The 19,344-nt window shown below is 57.1% G+C and carries 17 protein-coding genes; 12 read left to right on the top strand and 5 right to left on the bottom strand.

The window, feature by feature from the left end:
* Positions 1–12 precede the first annotated feature (12 nt).
* Entirely contained in the window at positions 13–723 is a 711-nt protein-coding gene (gene nblR / locus KR51_RS01595) for a response regulator transcription factor NblR (RefSeq protein ID WP_198016657.1), read from the bottom strand.
* Positions 724–1,642: 919 nt separating this feature from the next.
* On the opposite strand from nblR, the gene KR51_RS01585 reads away from it, so the two are divergent.
* A complete protein-coding gene (locus tag KR51_RS01585) occupies positions 1,643–1,912 on the top strand; it encodes a TIGR02450 family Trp-rich protein (protein WP_022604138.1) in 270 nt (89 codons plus the stop codon).
* A gap of 246 nt (positions 1,913–2,158) precedes the next feature.
* Complete coding sequence (locus KR51_RS01580; protein ID WP_022604136.1) at positions 2,159–3,373, top strand: 4-hydroxy-3-methylbut-2-enyl diphosphate reductase; 1,215 nt, start codon at positions 2,159–2,161, stop codon at positions 3,371–3,373.
* Between the two features lie 113 nt (positions 3,374–3,486).
* Here the strand turns inward: KR51_RS01580 and sds are convergent, their stop codons facing one another.
* A complete protein-coding gene (gene sds, locus KR51_RS01575; RefSeq protein WP_022604134.1) occupies positions 3,487–4,458 on the bottom strand; it encodes a solanesyl diphosphate synthase in 972 nt (323 codons plus the stop codon).
* A gap of 596 nt (positions 4,459–5,054) precedes the next feature.
* On the opposite strand from sds, the gene KR51_RS20855 reads away from it, so the two are divergent.
* The 8 genes from KR51_RS20855 (at position 5,055) to KR51_RS01535 (ending at position 14,029) form a co-directional block, all read left to right on the top strand.
* The gene (locus tag KR51_RS20855) at positions 5,055–5,180 is read left to right on the top strand and encodes a hypothetical protein (protein WP_269634861.1); all 126 of its coding nucleotides are present in this window, start codon (positions 5,055–5,057) and stop codon (positions 5,178–5,180) included.
* A gap of 951 nt (positions 5,181–6,131) precedes the next feature.
* A complete protein-coding gene (gene pilM, locus KR51_RS01565) occupies positions 6,132–7,238 on the top strand; it encodes a type IV pilus assembly protein PilM (protein WP_022604128.1) in 1,107 nt (368 codons plus the stop codon).
* 6 nt (positions 7,239–7,244) lie between these two features.
* The gene (locus KR51_RS01560) at positions 7,245–7,991 is read left to right on the top strand and encodes a PilN domain-containing protein (RefSeq protein ID WP_022604126.1); all 747 of its coding nucleotides are present in this window, start codon (positions 7,245–7,247) and stop codon (positions 7,989–7,991) included.
* A gap of 78 nt (positions 7,992–8,069) precedes the next feature.
* Positions 8,070–8,849 (top strand): hypothetical protein, encoded by a 780-nt coding sequence (locus KR51_RS01555; protein WP_022604125.1) that lies wholly within the window; start codon positions 8,070–8,072, stop codon positions 8,847–8,849.
* Positions 8,850–8,944: 95 nt separating this feature from the next.
* Positions 8,945–10,939 (top strand): secretin and TonB N-terminal domain-containing protein, encoded by a 1,995-nt coding sequence (locus tag KR51_RS01550; RefSeq protein WP_022604122.1) that lies wholly within the window; start codon positions 8,945–8,947, stop codon positions 10,937–10,939.
* Between the two features lie 280 nt (positions 10,940–11,219).
* Positions 11,220–11,495 (top strand): HU family DNA-binding protein, encoded by a 276-nt coding sequence (locus KR51_RS01545; protein ID WP_022604120.1) that lies wholly within the window; start codon positions 11,220–11,222, stop codon positions 11,493–11,495.
* The gene (gene cobD, locus KR51_RS01540) at positions 11,485–12,642 is read left to right on the top strand and encodes a threonine-phosphate decarboxylase CobD (protein WP_022604119.1); all 1,158 of its coding nucleotides are present in this window, start codon (positions 11,485–11,487) and stop codon (positions 12,640–12,642) included. The genes KR51_RS01545 and cobD overlap by 11 nt, the downstream gene beginning before the upstream one ends.
* Positions 12,572–14,029, top strand: coding sequence for an FAD-dependent oxidoreductase (locus tag KR51_RS01535; protein WP_156914913.1), 1,458 nt, complete (start codon positions 12,572–12,574; stop codon positions 14,027–14,029). Before cobD ends, KR51_RS01535 begins: the two co-directional genes overlap by 71 nt.
* 285 nt (positions 14,030–14,314) lie before the next feature.
* Here the strand turns inward: KR51_RS01535 and KR51_RS01530 are convergent, their stop codons facing one another.
* Complete coding sequence (locus KR51_RS01530) at positions 14,315–15,496, bottom strand: DUF4336 domain-containing protein (RefSeq protein ID WP_022604115.1); 1,182 nt, start codon at positions 15,494–15,496, stop codon at positions 14,315–14,317.
* Positions 15,497–15,882: 386 nt separating this feature from the next.
* Here KR51_RS01530 and KR51_RS01525 point away from each other — a divergent pair, with 386 nt between their 5' ends.
* Both KR51_RS01525 and KR51_RS01520 read left to right on the top strand, forming a co-directional pair.
* Positions 15,883–16,110 carry an indolepyruvate ferredoxin oxidoreductase subunit alpha gene (locus KR51_RS01525; protein ID WP_022604111.1) on the top strand — a complete coding sequence of 76 codons (228 nt, stop codon included), beginning with the start codon at positions 15,883–15,885 and terminating at the stop codon, positions 16,108–16,110.
* 103 nt (positions 16,111–16,213) lie between these two features.
* Positions 16,214–16,963, top strand: coding sequence for an ABC transporter ATP-binding protein (locus tag KR51_RS01520; protein ID WP_022604109.1), 750 nt, complete (start codon positions 16,214–16,216; stop codon positions 16,961–16,963).
* A gap of 59 nt (positions 16,964–17,022) precedes the next feature.
* Here KR51_RS01520 and KR51_RS01515 read toward each other — a convergent pair whose 3' ends face one another.
* Together KR51_RS01515 and KR51_RS01510 are read right to left on the bottom strand one after the other, a co-directional pair.
* On the bottom strand, positions 17,023–17,766 hold the full coding sequence (locus tag KR51_RS01515) for a DUF1995 family protein (RefSeq protein ID WP_040654675.1): 744 nt from the start codon (positions 17,764–17,766) through the stop codon (positions 17,023–17,025).
* A gap of 157 nt (positions 17,767–17,923) precedes the next feature.
* A complete protein-coding gene (locus KR51_RS01510) occupies positions 17,924–19,093 on the bottom strand; it encodes a cysteine desulfurase family protein (protein WP_022604106.1) in 1,170 nt (389 codons plus the stop codon).
* Positions 19,094–19,344 lie beyond the last annotated feature (251 nt).

Raw genomic sequence — 19,344 nt, 5'->3', positions numbered from 1 at the left:
GTTGTATCTACCTCACGACTCTCGCAATACATAGCCGACTCCGCGCACGGTTTGAATCAAGCGCTTCTCCCCTTCGTCTTCCATTTTGATGCGGAGATAGCGAATGTATACTTCGATGACGTTCGACTCGCCAGCGTAATCGTAGCTCCAAACATTCTCGAGAATTTGCTCGCGCGTCAAGACTTCACCGGGGTGCAGCATCAAGTACTTAAGCAGCTCGAATTCTTTCATCGTCAGGTCGATACTGCGAGTGTTGCGGATTGCGCGACGCATTGCTATGTCCAGCACTAAGTCACCAAAGTGCAACTGCTCGGTCTCTTCTTCTGCCGGCTGCAGGTACAGCCGCATCAGCTGCAAAAATAAATCGGCCCGGTAGGGGGGGGCAATGTAATCGTCTGCGCCTGCTTCCAAACAAGCAACGCGGTCTTCGACCGACGCGCGTGCCATCAACAACAACAACGGAATGCGCGTTCCCGTAGCGCGAATCCGTCGGCAAAGGGTCAGTCCTGGTGGTCCGAGGTGGGCGCAGTCGATCGCCACCAGCGCGGGCTGCAGCTCTTGGTATTGCTGCCAAGCTGATTTAACATCCGGAGCAACGTGCAGTGCGTATCCGGCATCGCCGGCATCCGCCCGCACCTGACGGGCAAAAGAGCGATCGGCCTCGACGAGTAAAACGCAAGGACGGCTATCTGGAGCAAATCCCGATGATTGCACGGTAGTCAAGCGCCAGGAGACGCGTAAAATTGGCAGCGATCGCGCAAGTCAAAAGCTGACTCTTGTTGTAGCACGTTGCGATGACGGGGGAAGCACCTGTTCATCATGGCGTGTCGTATTGGAAAAAGCGATCGAGATAGAACCCATCAGCCAAACAAATTTACTGCTGGTACTGCGTCTCAGCAAATTTCAAATCGCTGCTAGAAGACATGCAGAGTAACGGTTTGAGAAAATGGATGCTCTGCTTGGTTAAGATAACAGGGTGCCTGCGAACCCCACCAAAGCTCAGTTCCTGGGAGGCGACCATCCTGCTAGTAATGTCCGGAGTGGACGTTGAGCTGGCTGGCGCGAGGTCCGAAATTGGATTGGCAGTACGATCGATCCGCGTTAAGAACAGTTGTTCGCTCAGGCGATGAGGGAGTTGCGGGGATGGGCGTCTCCAGAGGTCAGTGTGCAACTGTTCGCCGATGGGGAGTGCCGCCACAGCCAGAGTCTCTGAGCAATCGTCCCTGAATGGTTGACGCGAGCTCGGCATCCGGGAACCGACTAGCGGAAGTTGTGGCGCGAGGCGCTGGATGTGGTCTGCAAAGTGAAGGAGTCCTAGGGGAAATGCACTGACTTAAGCTGTAACCCCTGGTGCTAGAGGACTTTGGGACACGACTTCTTTGCTCCCAAACCTCCTAAGCTCAGCTCATGAGTAGGTCAAAAGCGGGGACCGGCTTCCAACTTTGTCGACATGTATTGAACAAGTCAGGGGGCTTTTCAAACGCCTGAAATCCCCGCCTGAATTGGTTCTCGTGGATTCGAGTCTACTGAAGTCAATGCCATTCAAGCCGTTCAACTATGAGAGCGATTCTGGGAACGCGACGAGCACTACAGGGCCGCGCTCTGATGGGAAAATAGGCGCAAACTTACTGTGGTGGAAAGAATGCCTGTCCAAAAACGACACATGATCGGTTCAAAATGGACGGCGCGGCAAACCACATGGGGCTGGCGTCACTTCCAGGTTGTTAACTGCAAAAACCACGGTCGATGGGTCTTTGCCGAACTCGTCGCCTCCTGTGATGACAGCATCCGCTTCTGGCTCAACGCCCAACAACTCAGGGATCCTAACCTTTGGCAAACCGGCTGGAAAACCCTGGCTGAAATGAATGCTCCTGCTAACGACTTCGACCCCGACCTCACTGTTATTGAGTAAGTACTGCCATCGAGTCAGTAATCGAGCAAGAACTGCTATCGCAGTATTAAGACGCCATCGCGATGCGAACGCTGGCAAGTGCACCTAGTCAGCGGCCATTGAAGCTCGACGCAACTCCCAGTAGCTCCAGGTAACGTCCGTCTCGAGTTGCACCCCGAACCCACGCGCCCTAGGATCGGGATGAATCGCGCCCCGCGCGCTCCAGTGCGGGTAGTTATTCTCTCGTACACTTGCAGACAGCAGCGCATGGACACCAAAGCCTTCAAGCGATCGCTCCACCACTCTCCGAACTACCACCGCAAAGGATTCGGGCACGAGGCCGAAACCTCCCGCACCATGAGCGCCGAGTACGAGAGCAATCTCATTGCTCAAATTCGCGAGAGCGGTTACCGCCTTCAAGTTGGCGAACTCACCATCCGCCTGGCTGAAGCCTTTGGTTTTTGCTGGGGCGTTGAGCGCGCTGTCGCGATCGCCTACGAAACTCGACAGCACTTTCCCAACGAACGCATCTGGATTACCAACGAAATTATCCACAACCCCGGCGTCAACCAGCGGCTGCGCGACATGGAAGTCGGCTTCATTCCCGTTATCAACGATCGCAAGGACTTCTCCGTCGTAGACTCTGGCGACGTAGCGATCCTACCTGCCTTCGGCGCGAGTGTACCGGAGATGCAACTCCTTAAAGACAAAGGTTGTACGATCGTCGATACCACATGTCCGTGGGTGTCCAAGGTTTGGAATTCAGTCGAGAAACACAAGAAACGCCGCTTTACCTCGATCGTTCACGGTAAATACGCCCATGAAGAAACCGTTGCCACGAGTTCCTTCGCCGATAAATATCTTGTCGTTCTAAATCTCGACGAGGCTCGCTACGTAACCGACTATATTCTGCAGGGCGGCAATCGAGATGATTTCCTGGCCAAATTCGCCGTCGCCAGTTCGTCCGGCTTCGATCCCGACCGCGACCTCGAACGCGTCGGCATCGCCAATCAAACCACGATGCTTAAGAGCGAAACCGCTCAGATCGGCAAGCTCTTCGAGCGCACGATGCTAAGCAAATACGGACCTCAGGAACTCGACGATCGCTTTATGAGCTTCAATACCATCTGCGACGCCACTCAAGAGCGCCAAGATGCCATGCTCGATCTCGTCGAAGCCGATCTCGACTTGATGCTTGTCATCGGCGGCTTTAACTCATCCAACACCACCCACTTGCAAGAAATCGCGATCGAACGCGGCATTCCCTCTTATCACATCGACGCACCCGAGCGCATCGGTCCCGGTAACCGCATCGAACACAAGCCCCTAGGCCGCGACCTCATCGTCACCGATAACTGGTTGCCCGATGGCACGCTCGTAGTCGGTGTGACCTCTGGAGCTTCCACCCCCGACCGCGCGGTTGAAATCTCGATCCGCAAATTGCTTGATATAAAGGCTCCGTCTGTCCCAGCTGCCGGCTGAGGCGGTCGCGAGTTGGAGCATTGCAATCGGCAAGGTTCTCAGACTGGCAGTTTGCTTGCCTGGCAATGCCGGTGTCGCCCACCAACGGAAGCGCCGTTCAAATACAACCTTGATTAGTACAAACGCTCGAGCACATAGTCGGCGAGCTCGACGAGCGCCTGTCGCGATGCCGAGGGTGGCAGGGCATCGAGGTGGAGTACCGCCGTCCGCGCGAACTGGGAGGCTAGCGCGCGCGCTCTCTCGACTCCCTTGCTCCGCTCGACCCACGCCAGCGCCCGCTCGAGATCGCCAGACTCACTGAAACGGCGTTCAATGACCGCATTCAGTTGTGGGTTTTCTTCCAGTGCGAACAAGACCGGTGCTGTTAAGTGCCCGCTCGCCAAATCAGAACCTACTGGTTTGCCCAGCACTTCTGCGGTTGCCGTGAAATCGAGAATATCATCGACGATTTGAAAAGCCAGACCAAAGTTGCGCCCGTAACAGTAGAGCTCTTCAGCAACTTTTGCGGACACGCTACTGAGAACACCAGCCGCTTTAACGCTGTTGGCAATCAGCGATGCTGTTTTGTAATAACTCTTCTCCAGATATCGTTCCACCGTAAGCGTCGTGTCGAATTGACTCAACCCCTGACGGATTTCGCCCTCTGCAAAATCGCGAATCACCTCGGATAGCAACTTGACCACCGTTAAGTTGTCCAGATTGGCTAGATACCACGACGACTGAGCAAAGAGGAAATCGCCGGCAAGTACCGCCACGCGATTGTCAAACAGCGCGTTGACAGTTGGGACTTTGCGGCGGACTTCTGCTTCGTCGACTACATCGTCGTGCACCAAGCTCGCTGTGTGGATCATCTCAGCGATCTCGGCCAGCCGTCGATGCCGCTGCGTAATGTCGCAACCGGGCATTGTGGCTCGCGCAGCTAAAAGCACAAGTGCTGGACGCAGGCGCTTACCCCCGGCCCCAAATAAGTGCTCGGCGGCCGCCCCTAACAGCGGGTGCTGGGCCCCGACTAGCTGCTTCAGGTTTTCGGTCATCACTTGCAGGTCGGCATCGACAGGCGCGAAGAGAGAGGTCACTGAAGTCATGAGCTAGCCGGGTTAGGCGCGATTGGTTACGAAATTTTACATATCCTTTAACAATTCTAGGCGATGGCTACCGGTGAGGGAAGCTTCCTATCTCCTATTACCGTTGTTCCGATGCAGGGAACGCTCTCGACTGCGTTGAGTGGCAGCGGTTAAAGTGTCTCGACCCGGTATCGCTCAATAGAGGTTGGGTGCCAGGGAAGAGCATGTTAGGATCGAAACAAGGGTTTTAGATAGCTAAACCCCCCGTTCGATCGCTCCGGTGGTGGGCGCGAGAGTTTGTCGAACCTGCAAGTATTAAGGTAAGGGGGAGCGAGTGCTGCCCGGTCGTTCTAGGTAGAGATATCAGAGGTCGAGCTGGACGAACCACAACTCTAATAGCATCGAGCGCTGCGCGCTATTCATGCTGGAGCTGTTGAGTCAAGCAAAGCTTTCGAGCCGACGTGGAACGAGTCGTAACAGTAGCATTCGTAGCTCTAATTGGCGGGTGAGAAGGACCAGCGGTTCTGCGCCCGCGGTGCGGTCTTGCAGGGATGAAAAAACCGCGATCGCCGCCGACCTCCCGACACACCACCCACACAAGCTTCGGAGTTGCCGTGATGTCTACGATCATCCCCCTGCTAGCGGTTGTCTACCTAATTACCGTTTACGTTTTGCTCGTGTTGGCCCGACGTGGGCGCAAGCCCGCCTCGAAGGTTACGGAAAACGTCCGTCGCTTCAGTTGACCGCACTCGATAGTGCATCAACTGTCGGGAACCCAGCAAAAATTGGCTCGTCGCCAGCGAAGGGAAACCTCTTTTATCTGCTGGCGATTTTGCTTTGGGCAACCAAAGTGGCGAGCGTGCAATGGGCTTGTCGATTGCGATCGCAAACAAGTGCTCGCAGTGGGTGACGACACTGTTTAATTAATACCGAGATCGTTCGAGTCATCGAATAGATTAGAGCTACGATCGTTGGTAGTTTACTTTGTCAGTATTTCTTCGGAACTTTGAGTTTGAGGCGTACCAGATTCGCGACAGATAGAGTATTATTAGAAGGGAATTTACCCTGGGCTGGTGGAGCATCTCTCTTTCGCGCTTGCTATTAAAGTCCTCAATTCTAAGTTTGAAGGTTGTGCTTGAGGACGCGAGCGACGAGTTTGCCGATTGAGATCTCGGACAAGCTATCGGGTGGGTGACGACACTGTCTTGTTGATGGCGCGATTGTTCGAGACATCGAACTGATTGGAGCGGCAATCCTTGGAGGTTTACTTCTTCAGTATTTCTTCGGAACTTCGAATTTGAGGCATGCTCCATTCGCACTAAATCTAGTAGCATTAGAGGGGATTTACATCGGGCTGGTGAAGAGTTTGTCCTTCGCCCTTCCCAATTAGAGTTCTCCTTTCTGAAGTTCGCAGGTTGTGCTTCGGCGCGCGAGGATTTCCTCGATTGCGATCGCGGACAAGCGATCGCAGTGGGTGACGACACTGTTTTGTTGGTAGCGCGATCGTTGACTTAACGAACGGATTAGGCTGGCGATCGTTGGGAGCTTACTTCATCAGTATTTCTTCGGAATTTCGAGTTTTAGGGATTCCCTATTCGCGCAAGATCGAGTAACATCTGTGGGAATTCATTTCTGGCTCATCTCTCCCTCAAAATTGTATTAAGGTCCTTATTTCTCAGTGTGCAGGTTGTGCTATGCTGCAGCGTTTCAAGGGTTCACTCTTCGGCCGCGATAACAAAGGAGTCGGGATCGAAGTCGCACCTGAGCGAATTAGTGTCGCTCAGGTGCGAACGTCAGAAAAAGGATATCAACTCAAGTCTCTGGTGACTCGCGAGGTGCCTGAGGGGGTCTGCGAAGAGGGGAGGATTGTCGATCCGGGTGCTGTTGCCGAACTCATTCAAAGCATTCTCGAAACGGAGAGCATCAAAGCCAAGCGCGTCACTGCTTCCGTACCGATGCGCGATTCCATTGTGCGGCTAATTCCGATTCCGGCCGAACTCGATGACGCAGAGTTGCGGGATATCGTCCTCAATCAGGAAGCTGCGCTCTATCTGCCCTACCCGCGAGAAGAAGTCGATCTCGACTATCAAAAACTCGGTTATTTTGAAGACGAAGATGGTATCGAGAAAGTGCAGGTGTTGCTGGTAGCCACGCGGCGTGAGGTTACCGACACCTACCTAGACATTTTTCGGCGAGCCAACTTAGAGGTTGGAGTACTGGAAATCAATAGTTTCGCACTCATTCGCACGATCCGCGAGCAGTTACGGCAGTTCGGGTCAAGCGATGCCGCCGTCCTTGTCGATATCGAATTCGACAGCACCGAACTCGCCATCATTGTTGATGGCATTCCGCAGTTCAACCGCACGGTACCAATCGGCACTTATCAGCTGCAGAGCGCGCTGTCACGGGCAATGAATTTGCCGCCGACACGCAACACGGAACACTTGCAGGAGATGACGATTCCCGTGCCGACAGCCGAAGCCCAGCGCGGTGACACGGCTCCACTCAATCCGGGCATGAATGCCCTGCAGCGGGGATTGGGCGAGCTGGCGGACGAAATTCGACGCTCGATCGATTTCTATTTGAGTCAGAGCGAGGGGGTTGAAGTCGCGCATATCCTGCTGGCCGGACCGGGAGGCGGTATCGGTCAACTCGATGAGTTTTTCTCGCACCGCCTCGGGGTGCCGACAACGCAGATCGATCCGATCGCGACGCTGTCACTTCAGACAAATCTCGATATCCCGGCAATTCAGCGTCCGGGACTGGGAACGGTTTTAGGATTAGGACTGCGGGAGGTATAGATCGTTATGTATAGTCTCGACGTCAACTTCCTCAAGGAACGCCGATCTGAGGGGCAGCCTCAGAAAGACGCAGTTGCTGCCAGCGGTGTAACTGCTTCAGCTATTGGCAGCGGTAATAATGTCGAGGGCGGTGTGCTACCGCTGGCGATCGGTGGAGTCGTTGCTCTCGTGCTGCCGTTGGGCATGTTTGCCTACTGGTACCTCACGCAGCAGCAGATCGCCAGTGTTGAGCGAGAAAACGCTGAGCTGCAAGGAGAGCTCGACACTCTGACAGCCAGTCAAGAGAAGCTCGAAGCCGCTCGCGCTCAACTGGCTACCACCCAGGCAGAAGCCGAGGCACTGGCAAATATCTTTAACGACATCAAGCCCTCGGCAGCGCTTTTGCAGGATCTGCACGACCGCATTCCCGACAACGTTCAAGTTGAAAGTATCCTCCAGGCCAACGATGGCATCATTAAGCTCAGCGGGCTAGCCAACGATTTTCAAGCAGTCAACCACTTCGTACTGACTTTGAAACGTTCCGACTTCTTGGCTCCTAACTCAACTAACCTTGAAAGCGCGCTTCAAACTGTTTACCCCTCAGAAGCTGTTGGCGCTCCCGAAGGAGTCGTTCCGAAACTGATTGTTAAGTACAACATTGTCACGCAGCTGAATGACAAGCCAGCATCCGAACTCTTACCGCAGCTCGTGGATAAAGGGGCAAACGGTCTCGTGACGCGTATTCGCACGCTTGAGGAGCGAGATCTGATTTGAGCGCTTGTGGTTGCACCTTGCAGCACGCCCTAACCTACACTCTCGCACTACATCGCTGCCATTCTCCAGACACCCATCATGTCATTCACAAACGACTTTGCTCTCGGACAAGATGACGAGCTGCCTCCCGAGTACCCTACCGTTTTTGGCCTTACTCTGACGCCTCAGGTAAGCGGGGTTTTACTCGGGGTTGCCGGATTTGCGATTGCTCTTTATGCGTGGTTGAACTTCGTGCAGCCCGCGCGCGCGCGCTACGACCAACTGGTGCAGCAGCGCAACGATGCCCAACGGCAAATTGACGAGCAGCCGTCCGTCCAAAAAGATATCGCAGCCGTGCAAGACCAATTGCAGACTGCTCGTAGCCGCCAGCAACAAGTGCTCGCTTTATTGTCCAGCGAATCGAGTCTGGATACGATACTTGTCGACTTGGAGAAAACACTTATTGAAGTTGCCGGTAATGCAACTTCGTCAAAAGGGGGGTTTGAGTTGCGCGAATTCAGTGAGGTTGATGCCCAAGCCGTCATAGTGACAGACGACTCGTTCGGCGAGGCTATCAACGGGAAGATTAAGCGCAAGCGCTACCAGGTTGAGACATCCGGGACTTTTCAGCAGACGCGTGCCGTCCTTGCTGAACTCGAGCGCCTACAGCCGCTACTCATCGTTCGTAATCTTGACACTAAGGTTGACGAGCCGACTCCCTTCAGATTTGACCGCTCGCGTCAGGGTTTCGTCGCAACAGCGTCGCCGCAATTGCGAACGACATTTCAGCTTGAGGCTGTCTTGCCCCTCACCGAAGCAGAAAAGGCAGCTGCTGCAGCCGAAGCAGCAGAGGCAGCTGCAGCAGAGGTCGGTAATTAGGCAGCAAAACACCAAAGTTTGGCATGTCAACCCCAGCTAGTGATAGACACAGTTTGTATTGAGAGCGCAATACTCAATTGGTGGAGGAGCAAATCGTGAAACGACCTTATCAGCAACTGGCGACTTTATTGGGGGCTGCCGTCTTGGCAGCTCCACCCTTGGCGGCTAGTGCCCGGCCATTGCAGCAAGTGAATGGCTTTCGCCAGCAACACCTGCTAGTGCAAGCCGCAAATCCCCAAGTCCTTTTTCCCAACCCCGGCGTTACGATCGATGGGCAACCGGCGCTTTCCAACGCCACTGGAGTGCGCGTTACCCCCGTGAGACCGACGCGACCTCGAGCCGTGGCTCCCCCAGTTGGCGATATGGCAGTATCCACAATCGATACGTCGCCAGCCGTGGTCGATCTCGGCACCAGCGTGCGCGTGCCGCGTCTCGTTTTGCGCGAAGCACCCGTTCGCGAGGTGCTTTCTCTTCTTGCGCGATCGGCAAACCTCAATTTGGTCTTTTCTGGCGAAGGTGGCGACGAAGGCACGCAGACAATTTCTGTAGACCTCGAAGACGAGTCCGTTCAAGAGGCGTTTAATGCCATGCTGCAGCTCTCTGGTTTGCAGGCCAATCGACGCGGGCGCACGATCTTTGTCAGTACGGAACTACCCGCTGCAGCGCGCAACCTGATCGCGCGCAGCTATCGCCTCAATCAGGTGGATGCAGGAACTGCAGCCACATTCCTGGCAACTCAGGGAGCAGCCGTACAAATCTTGGAGCAACTCGAAGAGCAGGTAATCGATCCCGAAACCCAGCGAATCGTGCGTACAATCCTGCAACCCCCCGATATCCGCCCGCTCACCGCGCGGCAACCGGACGAAGCTGGTGTGGAAGCACCGTTACTTTTGCAGGGGTTGACGGTTACGACGGACGAGCGTCTGAACTCGCTCACCTTAATTGGTGAAACTCGGATCGTTGAAATTGCCACTGGTATGCTGACACAGCTTGACGCTCGACGCCGACAGGTCGCGGTCAATGTCAAAATCGTCGACGTCAACCTCGCTGGAATGCAAAACTTCAGCAGCAGCTTCTCGTTCGCTGCTGGCGATACGTTTGTCGTCAGCGATGAAGGCAACGCAGTTATCAACTTCGGACGCAGAAATCCTCCGTCCGCTGCTTCAGCTGTCGCTCCGGGAGCGATCCTTCCGCCGATTACCGGACTGGGACTGGGAGATGGAGCATCCATCCAGCCTTTCTTCGACTTTCAGGGGAATGCCCCCTTTGGCGACGTGACCTTTGCGGTTCCTGAAGGGACGACTTCCGGAGCTTTTCCCCCTGGCGTATTTGCACGTCCTAATTTCGGCACCAATGCTAACCCTCTCCAACCAGGAATTTCAGGTATCGAACCAGACGGACGCATTCGATATTCACCTCCGGGTCTGCTTCAGACTCCGGATCGATTCTTGGCGTTGATCCAAGCCCAAATCACTTCAGGTAATGCCAAGATTCTGACCGATCCGACTTTGGTAGTCCAGGAAGGTCAGGAATCGACGGTACGGTTAGTCCAGGATGTTATTACCAGCGTCACAACAGAGGTTGACACTGAATCCGGTGTGCGAACGGTGACGCCGCTGATCGGCGAGGCCGGCTTGGTCCTCAATGTCAATATTGAACGGATCGACGACAACGGGTTTGTCTCGATGTCGGTGACCCCAGTCATTAGCACGATTGCCGACATCGAGGAATTCGACAGCGGTTTTGGTACTGACAACCTTATTGCCTTGCTGGCTCGCCGAGAAGTCAGTTCGGGTTTGATCCGAATGCGCGACGGTCAAACGTTGATTCTAACTGGTATCATTCAAGACTCTGAGGTAACTACTGTAAGCAAATGGCCGATCCTGGGAGATCTGCCGATTATCGGTGCTTTGTTCCGCAGCTCCAATACCGATACACAACGCGATGAGGTGGTGGTGCTGGTAACGCCGCAGGTGATGGACGATTCACTGGATGCAGGCTACGGCTACGGCTATACGCCGGGTCCGGATGCGCGCCAACTCCTGCAGCAGCAAGGTTTCCCACCCGTTCCGCCGAACGTGGGCGAGTAAATCCACACTGAACGGCATTGATTGCCCCGCACCATTCGGTGTGGGGCAATTTTAAAAGCAATTATTAAAAAATGGCGAAATCTGGATATTTTAACGCTGCTTGCGATCCACCATTGGCGAGTTGCCTTTAGAATGGGGCTGTAAAAGCCAGAGCCATTCTGCCTTTCGGCGTTTCGCTTGCGCGTTGCGATCGAGTGTGTGGCTCCCGAGCGATCGAGAATTAGCAGAAACAGTTGCCGATCGATCGCGTCCTTAGTCTCGACTACTCAGGAGTGCGCCCATGAACAAAGGTGATTTAATCGATCAGATTGCAGAGAAAACAACCGTCACCAAAAAGCAGGCGGATGCCGTATTGACGGCAGCGCTCGATACGATTATGGAAGCGGTTTCGGATGGCGAAAAGGTCACGCTGGTGGGCTTTGGGTCGTTCGAGTCGCGCGAGCGTAAGGCTCGCGAAGGTCGCAATCCGAAAACTGGAGACAAGATGGAAATCCCGGCGACGCGCGTCCCGGCATTTTCGGCAGGTAAGTCGTTCAAGGAGAAGGTTGCTCCCTAGTAGCGACGATCGCGTGCGGTTGGTGCCTGCTTTGTCCGGACACCCCCGCCACGGCGGCAATCTCTTTTGGGCAGCTCGTTTGGCGGGCTGCCCACCTGAGTCTTTGACGGACTTTTCAGCCAGTATCAATCCACTGGGTCCCCCTCCGAACGCGATCGCAGCCGTCCAAGCGGCGGTGTGCAAGCTGACGGCGTACCCAGATCCGAGCTATTCGCGGCTGCGGGCAGTGTTGGGCGCCCAGCACGGGATGGAGCCAGAATGGGTGCTACCGGGGAATGGTGCGGCAGAGCTGCTCAGCTGGGCGGCCCGCGAGCTGGCGGAGCTGGATGCCGTCGAGACAATCGTGCCGGGATTTGCGGACTACGAACGAGCGCTACAAGCATTTGGGGGGCGCATGCGATCGCGACGGCTGGTGCTGGAGACGCCGGAGGCGATAGCGGCGACCGAGCTGCCGCTGCCAGACGTAATATTAAGAGCGGGAACTGGAGGCGATCGCGTCGGACTGCTGATCAACAACCCGCACAATCCCACGGGGAAGTCATTTGCGCGGTCTGAGCTGCTGGCAGCGCTGGAGCATTACGCGCTAGTGGTGGTAGATGAAGCGTTTATCGATTTTTTGCCTCCGGACCTGCAGCCGAGTGTGGTGACGGAGATCGCGTCGCATCCGAATCTAGTGGTGTTGCGATCGCTGACAAAGTTTTACAGTTTGCCGGGGCTGCGCTTGGGGTACGCGATCGCGCATCCGCAGCGGTTGCAGCGCTGGCAGCAGTGGCGCGATCCGTGGCCGGTGAACATATTGGCAGCCGCGGCAGGTGAGGCGATCGTGGGAGATACGGCGTTTCAGGTGCGGACGCGAGCGTGGCTGCCGTTGGAGCGGGAGCGCTTGCGCGAAGGGCTGGCGGAGCTGCCGGGGTTAGAGCCGCTGGCGAGTACGACGAATTTTCTGTTGGTGCGATCGCGACGGTCGGTCCTGGAGCTGCAAGAGCAGTTGTTGGTGCGTCACCGCCTGCTGATCCGACACTGCACCACCTTCCCCGAGTTGGGCGATCGCTATTTCCGAACGGCGGTGCGCGATCGTGCGGACAACGATCGCCTGGTGGCTGCGCTGGCAGATGTATTGGCGGATGGCGGTCATGACAGCGTATGAGATCGTCGCGATCGGTCCGACGCTGGCGGCCCGAGAGGTGGCGTTGCGGGCAGCGCAGGCAGGATTGAGGACGGCATGGGTGACGCAGCGAAGTGATGCCAAGCTCCCTGCCAGCGAGTTTTATCGTCAGGCGGCCGCGCGTGCGGTGCAGATTGCGGGACCGGCAATGGGGCTGGGGGAGGCGATCGCCCCTACAAGCAACTGGCAAGCACGAGCGGAGTTAGCCCGGTTGGCAGCAGAGAGGGGTGTTGCGGCAGCGGTATTGGCGGCAGCGGGTGTCGATGTTGTCGTCGGGAGCGGGCTGATCGAGCGGGAGGCACGATCGCATCCAGTCGTGCGGGCGGGCGATCGCGTGTTGCCGACGCGCCGAGTCGTGTTGGCGACGGGCACCCAGGCACGAGTACCGGCAATTCAGGGGTTGGAGAACGTAGAGTATCGATCGCCGGCAACAATCTGGAGTAGAGAAAGCAGCATCGCCGATTTGCCCTCAACAGTCGCGGTTGCGGGGGGCGATACGGCAGGTGCGGAGTTGGCACAGCAGCTCGCGCGCTGGGGTAAGACGGTACTGTTGCTGTTGCCGGACGGTCGGGCAGTAGCCGGGATGGACGCGGAGGCAGATGCGTGGTTGCAGGCGCAACTAGAAGCGGACGGCGTGCGGGTGATGACCCAGGGGGCGATCGCGTGCGTACGAGCTGCGGAAGCAGGCGGAGTCAAGCTACAGGTGGGCGATCGCGGGCTGACCGCAGGCGTACTGGTAATGGCGGCGGGCGTGGAACCCCGTTTGGCCGGGTTGGGATTGGAAGGGTTGGGCGTTAAGTATCGGCCGCGCGGCCTGCAGGTGGACGCACGCTTGCGGACGTCGCAGCACGACATCTTAGCCTGCGGTGCGGATGGGGCGTCGGGGAGCGATCGCCGGACGCGTCTGGAAGCGCGGGTGATTGCGGGGAATTTGCGGGCGCTACCGTGGCAGCAGCTGACAGCGAGCGGCTTGCCGTGGGCGATCGCGACGGATCCACCTTTAGCGACGGTGGGGTTGTCGGAGGCCGAAGCAAGACAAGCGTACGGCAACGCGACGTTCGCGTGTTGCAGCGAGTATGCAAGCGATCGCTTGCCGGTTGCGGCGTGGATGCGAGACGAGGCAACGGGATTTTGCAAGCTGGTGGCGCGACCGAACGGACGGGTCGTGGGGGCACAGGTGTTCGGCGCACTGGCGGAGGAAATCGTGGGAGCGATCGCGCTGGCAATGAAACGAGGGGTAGACCTCTACGCTCTAGCTGCTTGGCTGCCACCGGAGGATGGTTTGGCGGCAGTGGTGCCACCAACGGCGCGGTTGGGGCGGGGGCGATCGCGCGGCTGGCAACGTTGGCTAGACCGACGCCTATTGTGAATGGCGATCGCGGCATGAGCTGTAGTAGACCTTGAAATAGTTGCATAAAGAGCCATTCAGGTTGTGTTGGTCGTTCGTCGAGTCCCAACAATAAAAATGGTGTTTGAAGGGTCGTTCGCGGCACGGAACTTGAATGGTTGGTCGGGACTGTTTTCCGAACGTTCGGTCGACTGCATCCCAGAAATTCTCCAACGGGTTGAGTTGCCGACGCAGATGATTCTTCAGCCCTTCCCAGGGACTCGACCTCGGTCGGCGATTGACGGTTTGCGGTCTGTCGCGACCGCTTTACCGGAGGGGCGGTGGAGCTATGCCAGCGGCGACGAGGCGTTCGTTCAAATCATCGAGGAAGGCAAAATCTTCGGCTGGCAGTGGATGGCGCTCCGTACCTGGTGCCGACTCGGCATCGAGGAAGGCAAAGGCGGCACGGAATTGGTCTGGCGTTGCAGCAACTGGGGCGGTGAGGTGGCAGGGAACGATCTGCTCGAACTCCCAAGCGGTCACGCGACCGACCCAAGCGCGCGTTGCGTTCGGCGCGCGGTTGAGAATGAGCTTTTGCAGGATCGGAGCGACGAACAACCGCCCGCCATCGTGGAGCTTCTGGAACGATCGCTGCCAGTCGTCGCCGACCCACCGAAACGGAAACAACCCGAAGTACCCTTTTTTGGAGCGATCGGAGGAATGCACGGATTCGCGGAGTGCCCGGCCGAGCGGCACGATTTCGAGCGCGCCGGGTTGAAAGTAAAACGCAAACAAAGACATACGCTGCCAGCCCCGGCGGCGGTTATCTGGGGTGTCAACAATCGCCTCGCGCACATCACTGCGGGCGTGGAACAGCAGCGGATACGGATGCTGGTTCAGAACGGGTGGTGGGTCGGCAGGCAGCGACAGGATCGTGTCGGTGGTGAAGAGCGCGCGCGATCGCCGGTGGTAAAACGCGACTTCGGCGAAGGGTCCGAGCCCGAGCTGAATCGGTCCGAGACAAGCATAGTCGAATTCGTCGGCAAAGGGCGCATCGCGACTGTCGGCTGGCAGGACGTGAGTGCGTTTGCTCGGAAACCCCAACCAACTCAGCGGCAAATTAGCCGGGTAACTCCACTGTCCTTGCACCACAAACACGTGCGCGTTCGGGAAACGCCGCGCGAAAGGTCCGACGAAGACCTTATGCTCCAGCCCGGACGCAGTGGGTAAGATGATGTACTTGACTTCGCCGTAACGCGCTTCCAACTCGCGGACGAGGCGCACGCATTCTGCCGTTGGCGCGATCGGAGCATAGACCAGTAAGCCGCCGCGCTCCAACCGTATCACGCTCATCCGCACCGGCACGACCACGTAGAAAATGCCCTGGAATTGATCGAATGTCCACAGGGTGTCGGCGATCGCTTCGCGGCGGAGGGTCGGGCGCTGGTCGAAGGGATAGATTGGCAGTGCGGGCCAGAACGGCCAGGCGCGATCGAAGAATGCTGTCATAGGGGCGGCTGGAACGAAAGATCGACCGAGCGAACCGATGGGAACGGCAGGAGCGCGGGGGCGTTTGCTCACTGTAGGCAGTTGGGCGAATCACGTCAACCGGCAGGCGATCGCCAATCCGCAAGACTTCTGGGTCGGCAAGGGTCAACTTATATTGCCGAGCGGGTCAAGCGATTCCGCGAGCGAAGGGAGAGTCTTTTGCTATCTTCCCTCCGCCTGGAGAACCTGGTCAGAGCATTGCTCGATTCTCTATCTAGGCTAGACACATCAACGGGGTATTACCAGTGCAGCAACCCTTAGTGCGGCCGCGATCGCTGCAAACCGGGACTACAGTAGTATGGCTACCCGATAGTATGGTTACCCGATTTTGGAGGAGACTCGTTCCCGTGCCCTACACTATTGCGACCGACATCTGCGAGGGGGTTGCCGATTGCACCGACGCTTGTCCGGTCGCCTGCATCCATCCCGGTCCCGGCAAGAATGTCAAAGGCACCGATTGGTTCTGGATCGACTTTAACACCTGCATCGACTGTGGCATTTGCCTGCAAGTATGCCCGGTTGAAGGCGCGATCGTTCCTGAAGAACGTCCCGAACTCCAAAAGACTCCAGAATAGAATCGAGTGTCCCTGCCGAGACCAACCCACAAAAGTTAATGGCGTTTGGTCGACCCGGCGATCGTGCCTTGCCCTGTGCCCGCTCTAACGCTTGCTATCATCCATGACCGATACCAATCACCGTGCCGCGACGGAACCGCTTCTTGTGGTCGAGGACGTATACGCGGGGTACGTTAAAGACCTCGACATCCTGCAAGGCATTAACTTCGCGATCGCGCCGGGAGAGCTCGTGGCAGTGATCGGCCCCAACGGTGCAGGCAAATCGACCCTCGCCAAAACAATCTTCGGATTGCTCAAGCCCAATCGCGGGGAGATTTGGTTCAAAGGGGAGAACATCGCCGGCCTGCGCTCTAACGCGATCGTCCAGCGCGGCATGTGCTACGTGCCGCAAATTTCCAACGTGTTCCCTTCGCTGTCGGTTGAAGAAAACCTCGAGATGGGCGCGTTCGTTTTGAGCGGTTCTAACAAACAACTCAAAGAGCGTATCTTCACGATGTTTCCCGTCCTAAAACGGCGCCGGCGCCAGCGCGCCGGCACGCTCTCGGGCGGCGAGCGTCAGATGTTGGCAATGGGTCGGGCGCTGATGCTCGACCCAGATTTGCTGCTCCTCGACGAACCATCTGCGGCGCTGTCACCACAACTGGTGTCGAGCGTGTTCGAGCAGATTAAGGCCATCAACCAAGCAGGGAAAGCGATCGTGCTCGTCGAACAAAACGCGCGGCGCGCATTGGAGATGGCGGATCGCGGCTACGTCTTAGAAAGCGGACGCGATCGCTTTGAGGGTCCCGGTCGCGAGTTGCTGAACGATCCGAAGGTTGGCGAATTGTATTTGGGCGCGGCTTATCACACATAGCCCGGATAAATGCCGATAAGCGACACATCCTGTCGATCGAACGGTTGCTCGAGTGGCGATCAATTGCTCAATGCACGGAGGAACCGCTGCAGGTTTGTAAGCATCCCCGGCTTCTTAGTCGGAACGGGCGTTGCTTTCTCGCCCTCATCAGCATCGGTGCCGGCTAGGATGCGATCTAGGGCTTCAGCCATGGGTTTCTGTCCGCCTTCGTGCAGCAGTTCGTACCCGTCGTCCTCTAGCTCGCGCCATACCTGCCAGGGAGCCGGAAAACGCCGTAAGACAACAGCACCTTCCATGGGACGAAGGTAATAGCTAGTGTCGAGCGTGCTTAAAAATCGCTCGCGTAGCTGGCGTGCTGCGTAACCAATTCCCACGATCGATACGTCTTCGAGCTGGGGAGCGAGCAGGATAACCGGGCGATCGCCAGCGAGATTGCACAGCTCTTCTACTTTCTGAACTTCTACTGCCGAAGGACACGGCAGCAAGTAAATCTCGTCCTCCGTTGCCATCTTGCGCTCGATGGGAAAATTACGGCTGCCGAGATCGTCGACCCGGAATGGCACTTCACCCCAATCGCGCCGCGCCAACGCTGCCGCACCGGTGTCGGCGAAGAGCACCTTCAGTCCCATCCCGCAATCGCGAAATAGCTCGCTGAAGCTCCACGCCAGTCGCTGACCTTGCAGGGCAATCTCGGGAATGGCTAAGTCCACTTGAAGGCGGCGGTAACCGGATTCGATCGCCAGCAGCGTGGACTCTCGAGCTTGCCCGATCGTTTCTTCGAGGGAGCGAGGGATGTCGGTCATAAGTTCAGTCATAAGTTCTTAAGTATTGAGTGCTGGGCAAAAAAACAGCTCGGTTATTAGCTCGATTATCGGCTGTCCTGCGCCAACGGCAAATTATTTGCAGGCGGGCACTAATTGAAGGCAGGCACTTAAAGCTGAAAGATTTGCAGGGATCCGGTTAGTTGCATGCAGTCAGCTGGCGCCCGCAACCGAGGCGTTTGAGTACTTGCTTCAGAACGAGTGCCGTCCAGTCGATGTCTTCGACCGTTGTGCTGTGGCCGAGGGTCAGGCGAATCCCAGCCAGCGCATCAGTTTCCGAGTACCCCATCGCCGTCAGTATGGGACTCGGACTGACCTTGCCACTGTGGCAGGCCGACCCGGCGCTGATGCCGATTCCGGCCAGATTGAGCTGCCTGACTACCGTCCTTCCGGTCAATAGCTCGCCGGAGCGGCGCACGACGAAACTGGCGTGATGGGGCAATCGCTGGTGCAAGTCGCCGGTCGGGACCAGAGACTCGCAGTCGCTCAGTTGTGCGAACAGGCGATCGCGAAGGTGCTGCAGTCGCTCGCCTTCGCCAGGCAGTTCGCGGGCTGCCAGCTCAGCGGCGGCCCCAAACCCCGCGATTGCCGGCAGTGCCGGCGTTCCAGAGCGCAACCCTGCCTCTTGCCTGCCGCCACCCAGTTGCGGTTCAAGTTCGACGCCGGGTCGGACGTAGAGTGCGCCGGCTCCCAACGGACCGTAAAGCTTGTGACTCGACACCGATAGTAAATCTATCGGCAGCGATTCGACGTCGAGTGCAACCCGACCGGCTGCCTGTACGGCGTCAGCGTGGAACAACACGCCTCGATCGCGCGCGATCGCACCCAGTTCCGCGATCGGCTGCAGCGTGCCGACTTCGCTTTGAGCAAAAATGACAGAAACCAAGACCGTATTCGGTCGCAGTGCGGCAATAAGATCGTGAGGTCGAACGCGACCGCAACGATCCACGCGCAGGTATGTCACTTGCCAGCCCCGGCGTTCCAACCAGTATGCGGGTTGCGATACTGCCGGATGCTCGACGCTGGAGATAATCAAATGCTGGGGTTCGGCATAGCACTTGGCAACGCCGAGGATCGCTAAGTTGTCGGCTTCCGTGCCGCCGGAAGTGAAGACAATTGCTGCCGGATCGATCGCGCCGAGTAACTCCGCCACTTGAGCGCGGGCAAGTTCGAGCATCGTTGTCGATCGTTGGCCCCACTCGTGCAAGCTCGACGGATTGCCCCACTGCTCCTGCATCGCTATCTGCATTTTGGCGATCGCCTCGGGGCGCGGCGGTGTCGTCGCGCTGTGGTCGAGATAAATTTGCAACCTCGTCTGCGAACTAGGCATGAATTGCTACGCGAAACTCTCTCTGAGTGCCAACTGCAGACCTATTGTCTCTCGATAACCACCAAACTTGCCAGGACTAGGTTGCCATGGGGGGTGCGGGTCGCACCTGCCCGGGAATTGCTCGCCGGCCATGGAATTATCCTCTCCCTACCGGCAAATTGCTCGAGCCGCTCGACCGTAGGGACGCCCAAGCGGAAAATGCGCTCCCAACTGCTGCGTTGGGAGCGCCG

It is taken from the genome of Rubidibacter lacunae KORDI 51-2 (assembly GCF_000473895.1).
GTDB classification, from domain to species: Bacteria; Cyanobacteriota; Cyanobacteriia; order Cyanobacteriales; family Rubidibacteraceae; genus Rubidibacter; species Rubidibacter lacunae.
The sequence above is the reverse complement of the archived record's forward strand: the minus strand, read 5'-3'. Positions and strand labels throughout refer to the sequence as shown.

Coding starts and splice junctions, on each gene's coding strand:
- KR51_RS01585 (WP_022604138.1), top strand. CDS start 1,643: ATGCCTGTCCAAAAACGACACATGATCGGTTCAAAATGGACGGCGCGG.
- KR51_RS01580 (WP_022604136.1), top strand. CDS start 2,159: ATGGACACCAAAGCCTTCAAGCGATCGCTCCACCACTCTCCGAACTAC.
- sds (WP_022604134.1), bottom strand. CDS start 4,458: ATGACTTCAGTGACCTCTCTCTTCGCGCCTGTCGATGCCGACCTGCAA.
- KR51_RS20855 (WP_269634861.1), top strand. CDS start 5,055: ATGTCTACGATCATCCCCCTGCTAGCGGTTGTCTACCTAATTACCGTT.
- pilM (WP_022604128.1), top strand. CDS start 6,132: ATGCTGCAGCGTTTCAAGGGTTCACTCTTCGGCCGCGATAACAAAGGA.
- KR51_RS01560 (WP_022604126.1), top strand. CDS start 7,245: ATGTATAGTCTCGACGTCAACTTCCTCAAGGAACGCCGATCTGAGGGG.
- KR51_RS01555 (WP_022604125.1), top strand. CDS start 8,070: ATGTCATTCACAAACGACTTTGCTCTCGGACAAGATGACGAGCTGCCT.
- KR51_RS01545 (WP_022604120.1), top strand. CDS start 11,220: ATGAACAAAGGTGATTTAATCGATCAGATTGCAGAGAAAACAACCGTC.
- KR51_RS01530 (WP_022604115.1), bottom strand. CDS start 15,496: ATGACAGCATTCTTCGATCGCGCCTGGCCGTTCTGGCCCGCACTGCCA.
- KR51_RS01520 (WP_022604109.1), top strand. CDS start 16,214: ATGACCGATACCAATCACCGTGCCGCGACGGAACCGCTTCTTGTGGTC.
- KR51_RS01515 (WP_040654675.1), bottom strand. CDS start 17,766: ATGACCGACATCCCTCGCTCCCTCGAAGAAACGATCGGGCAAGCTCGA.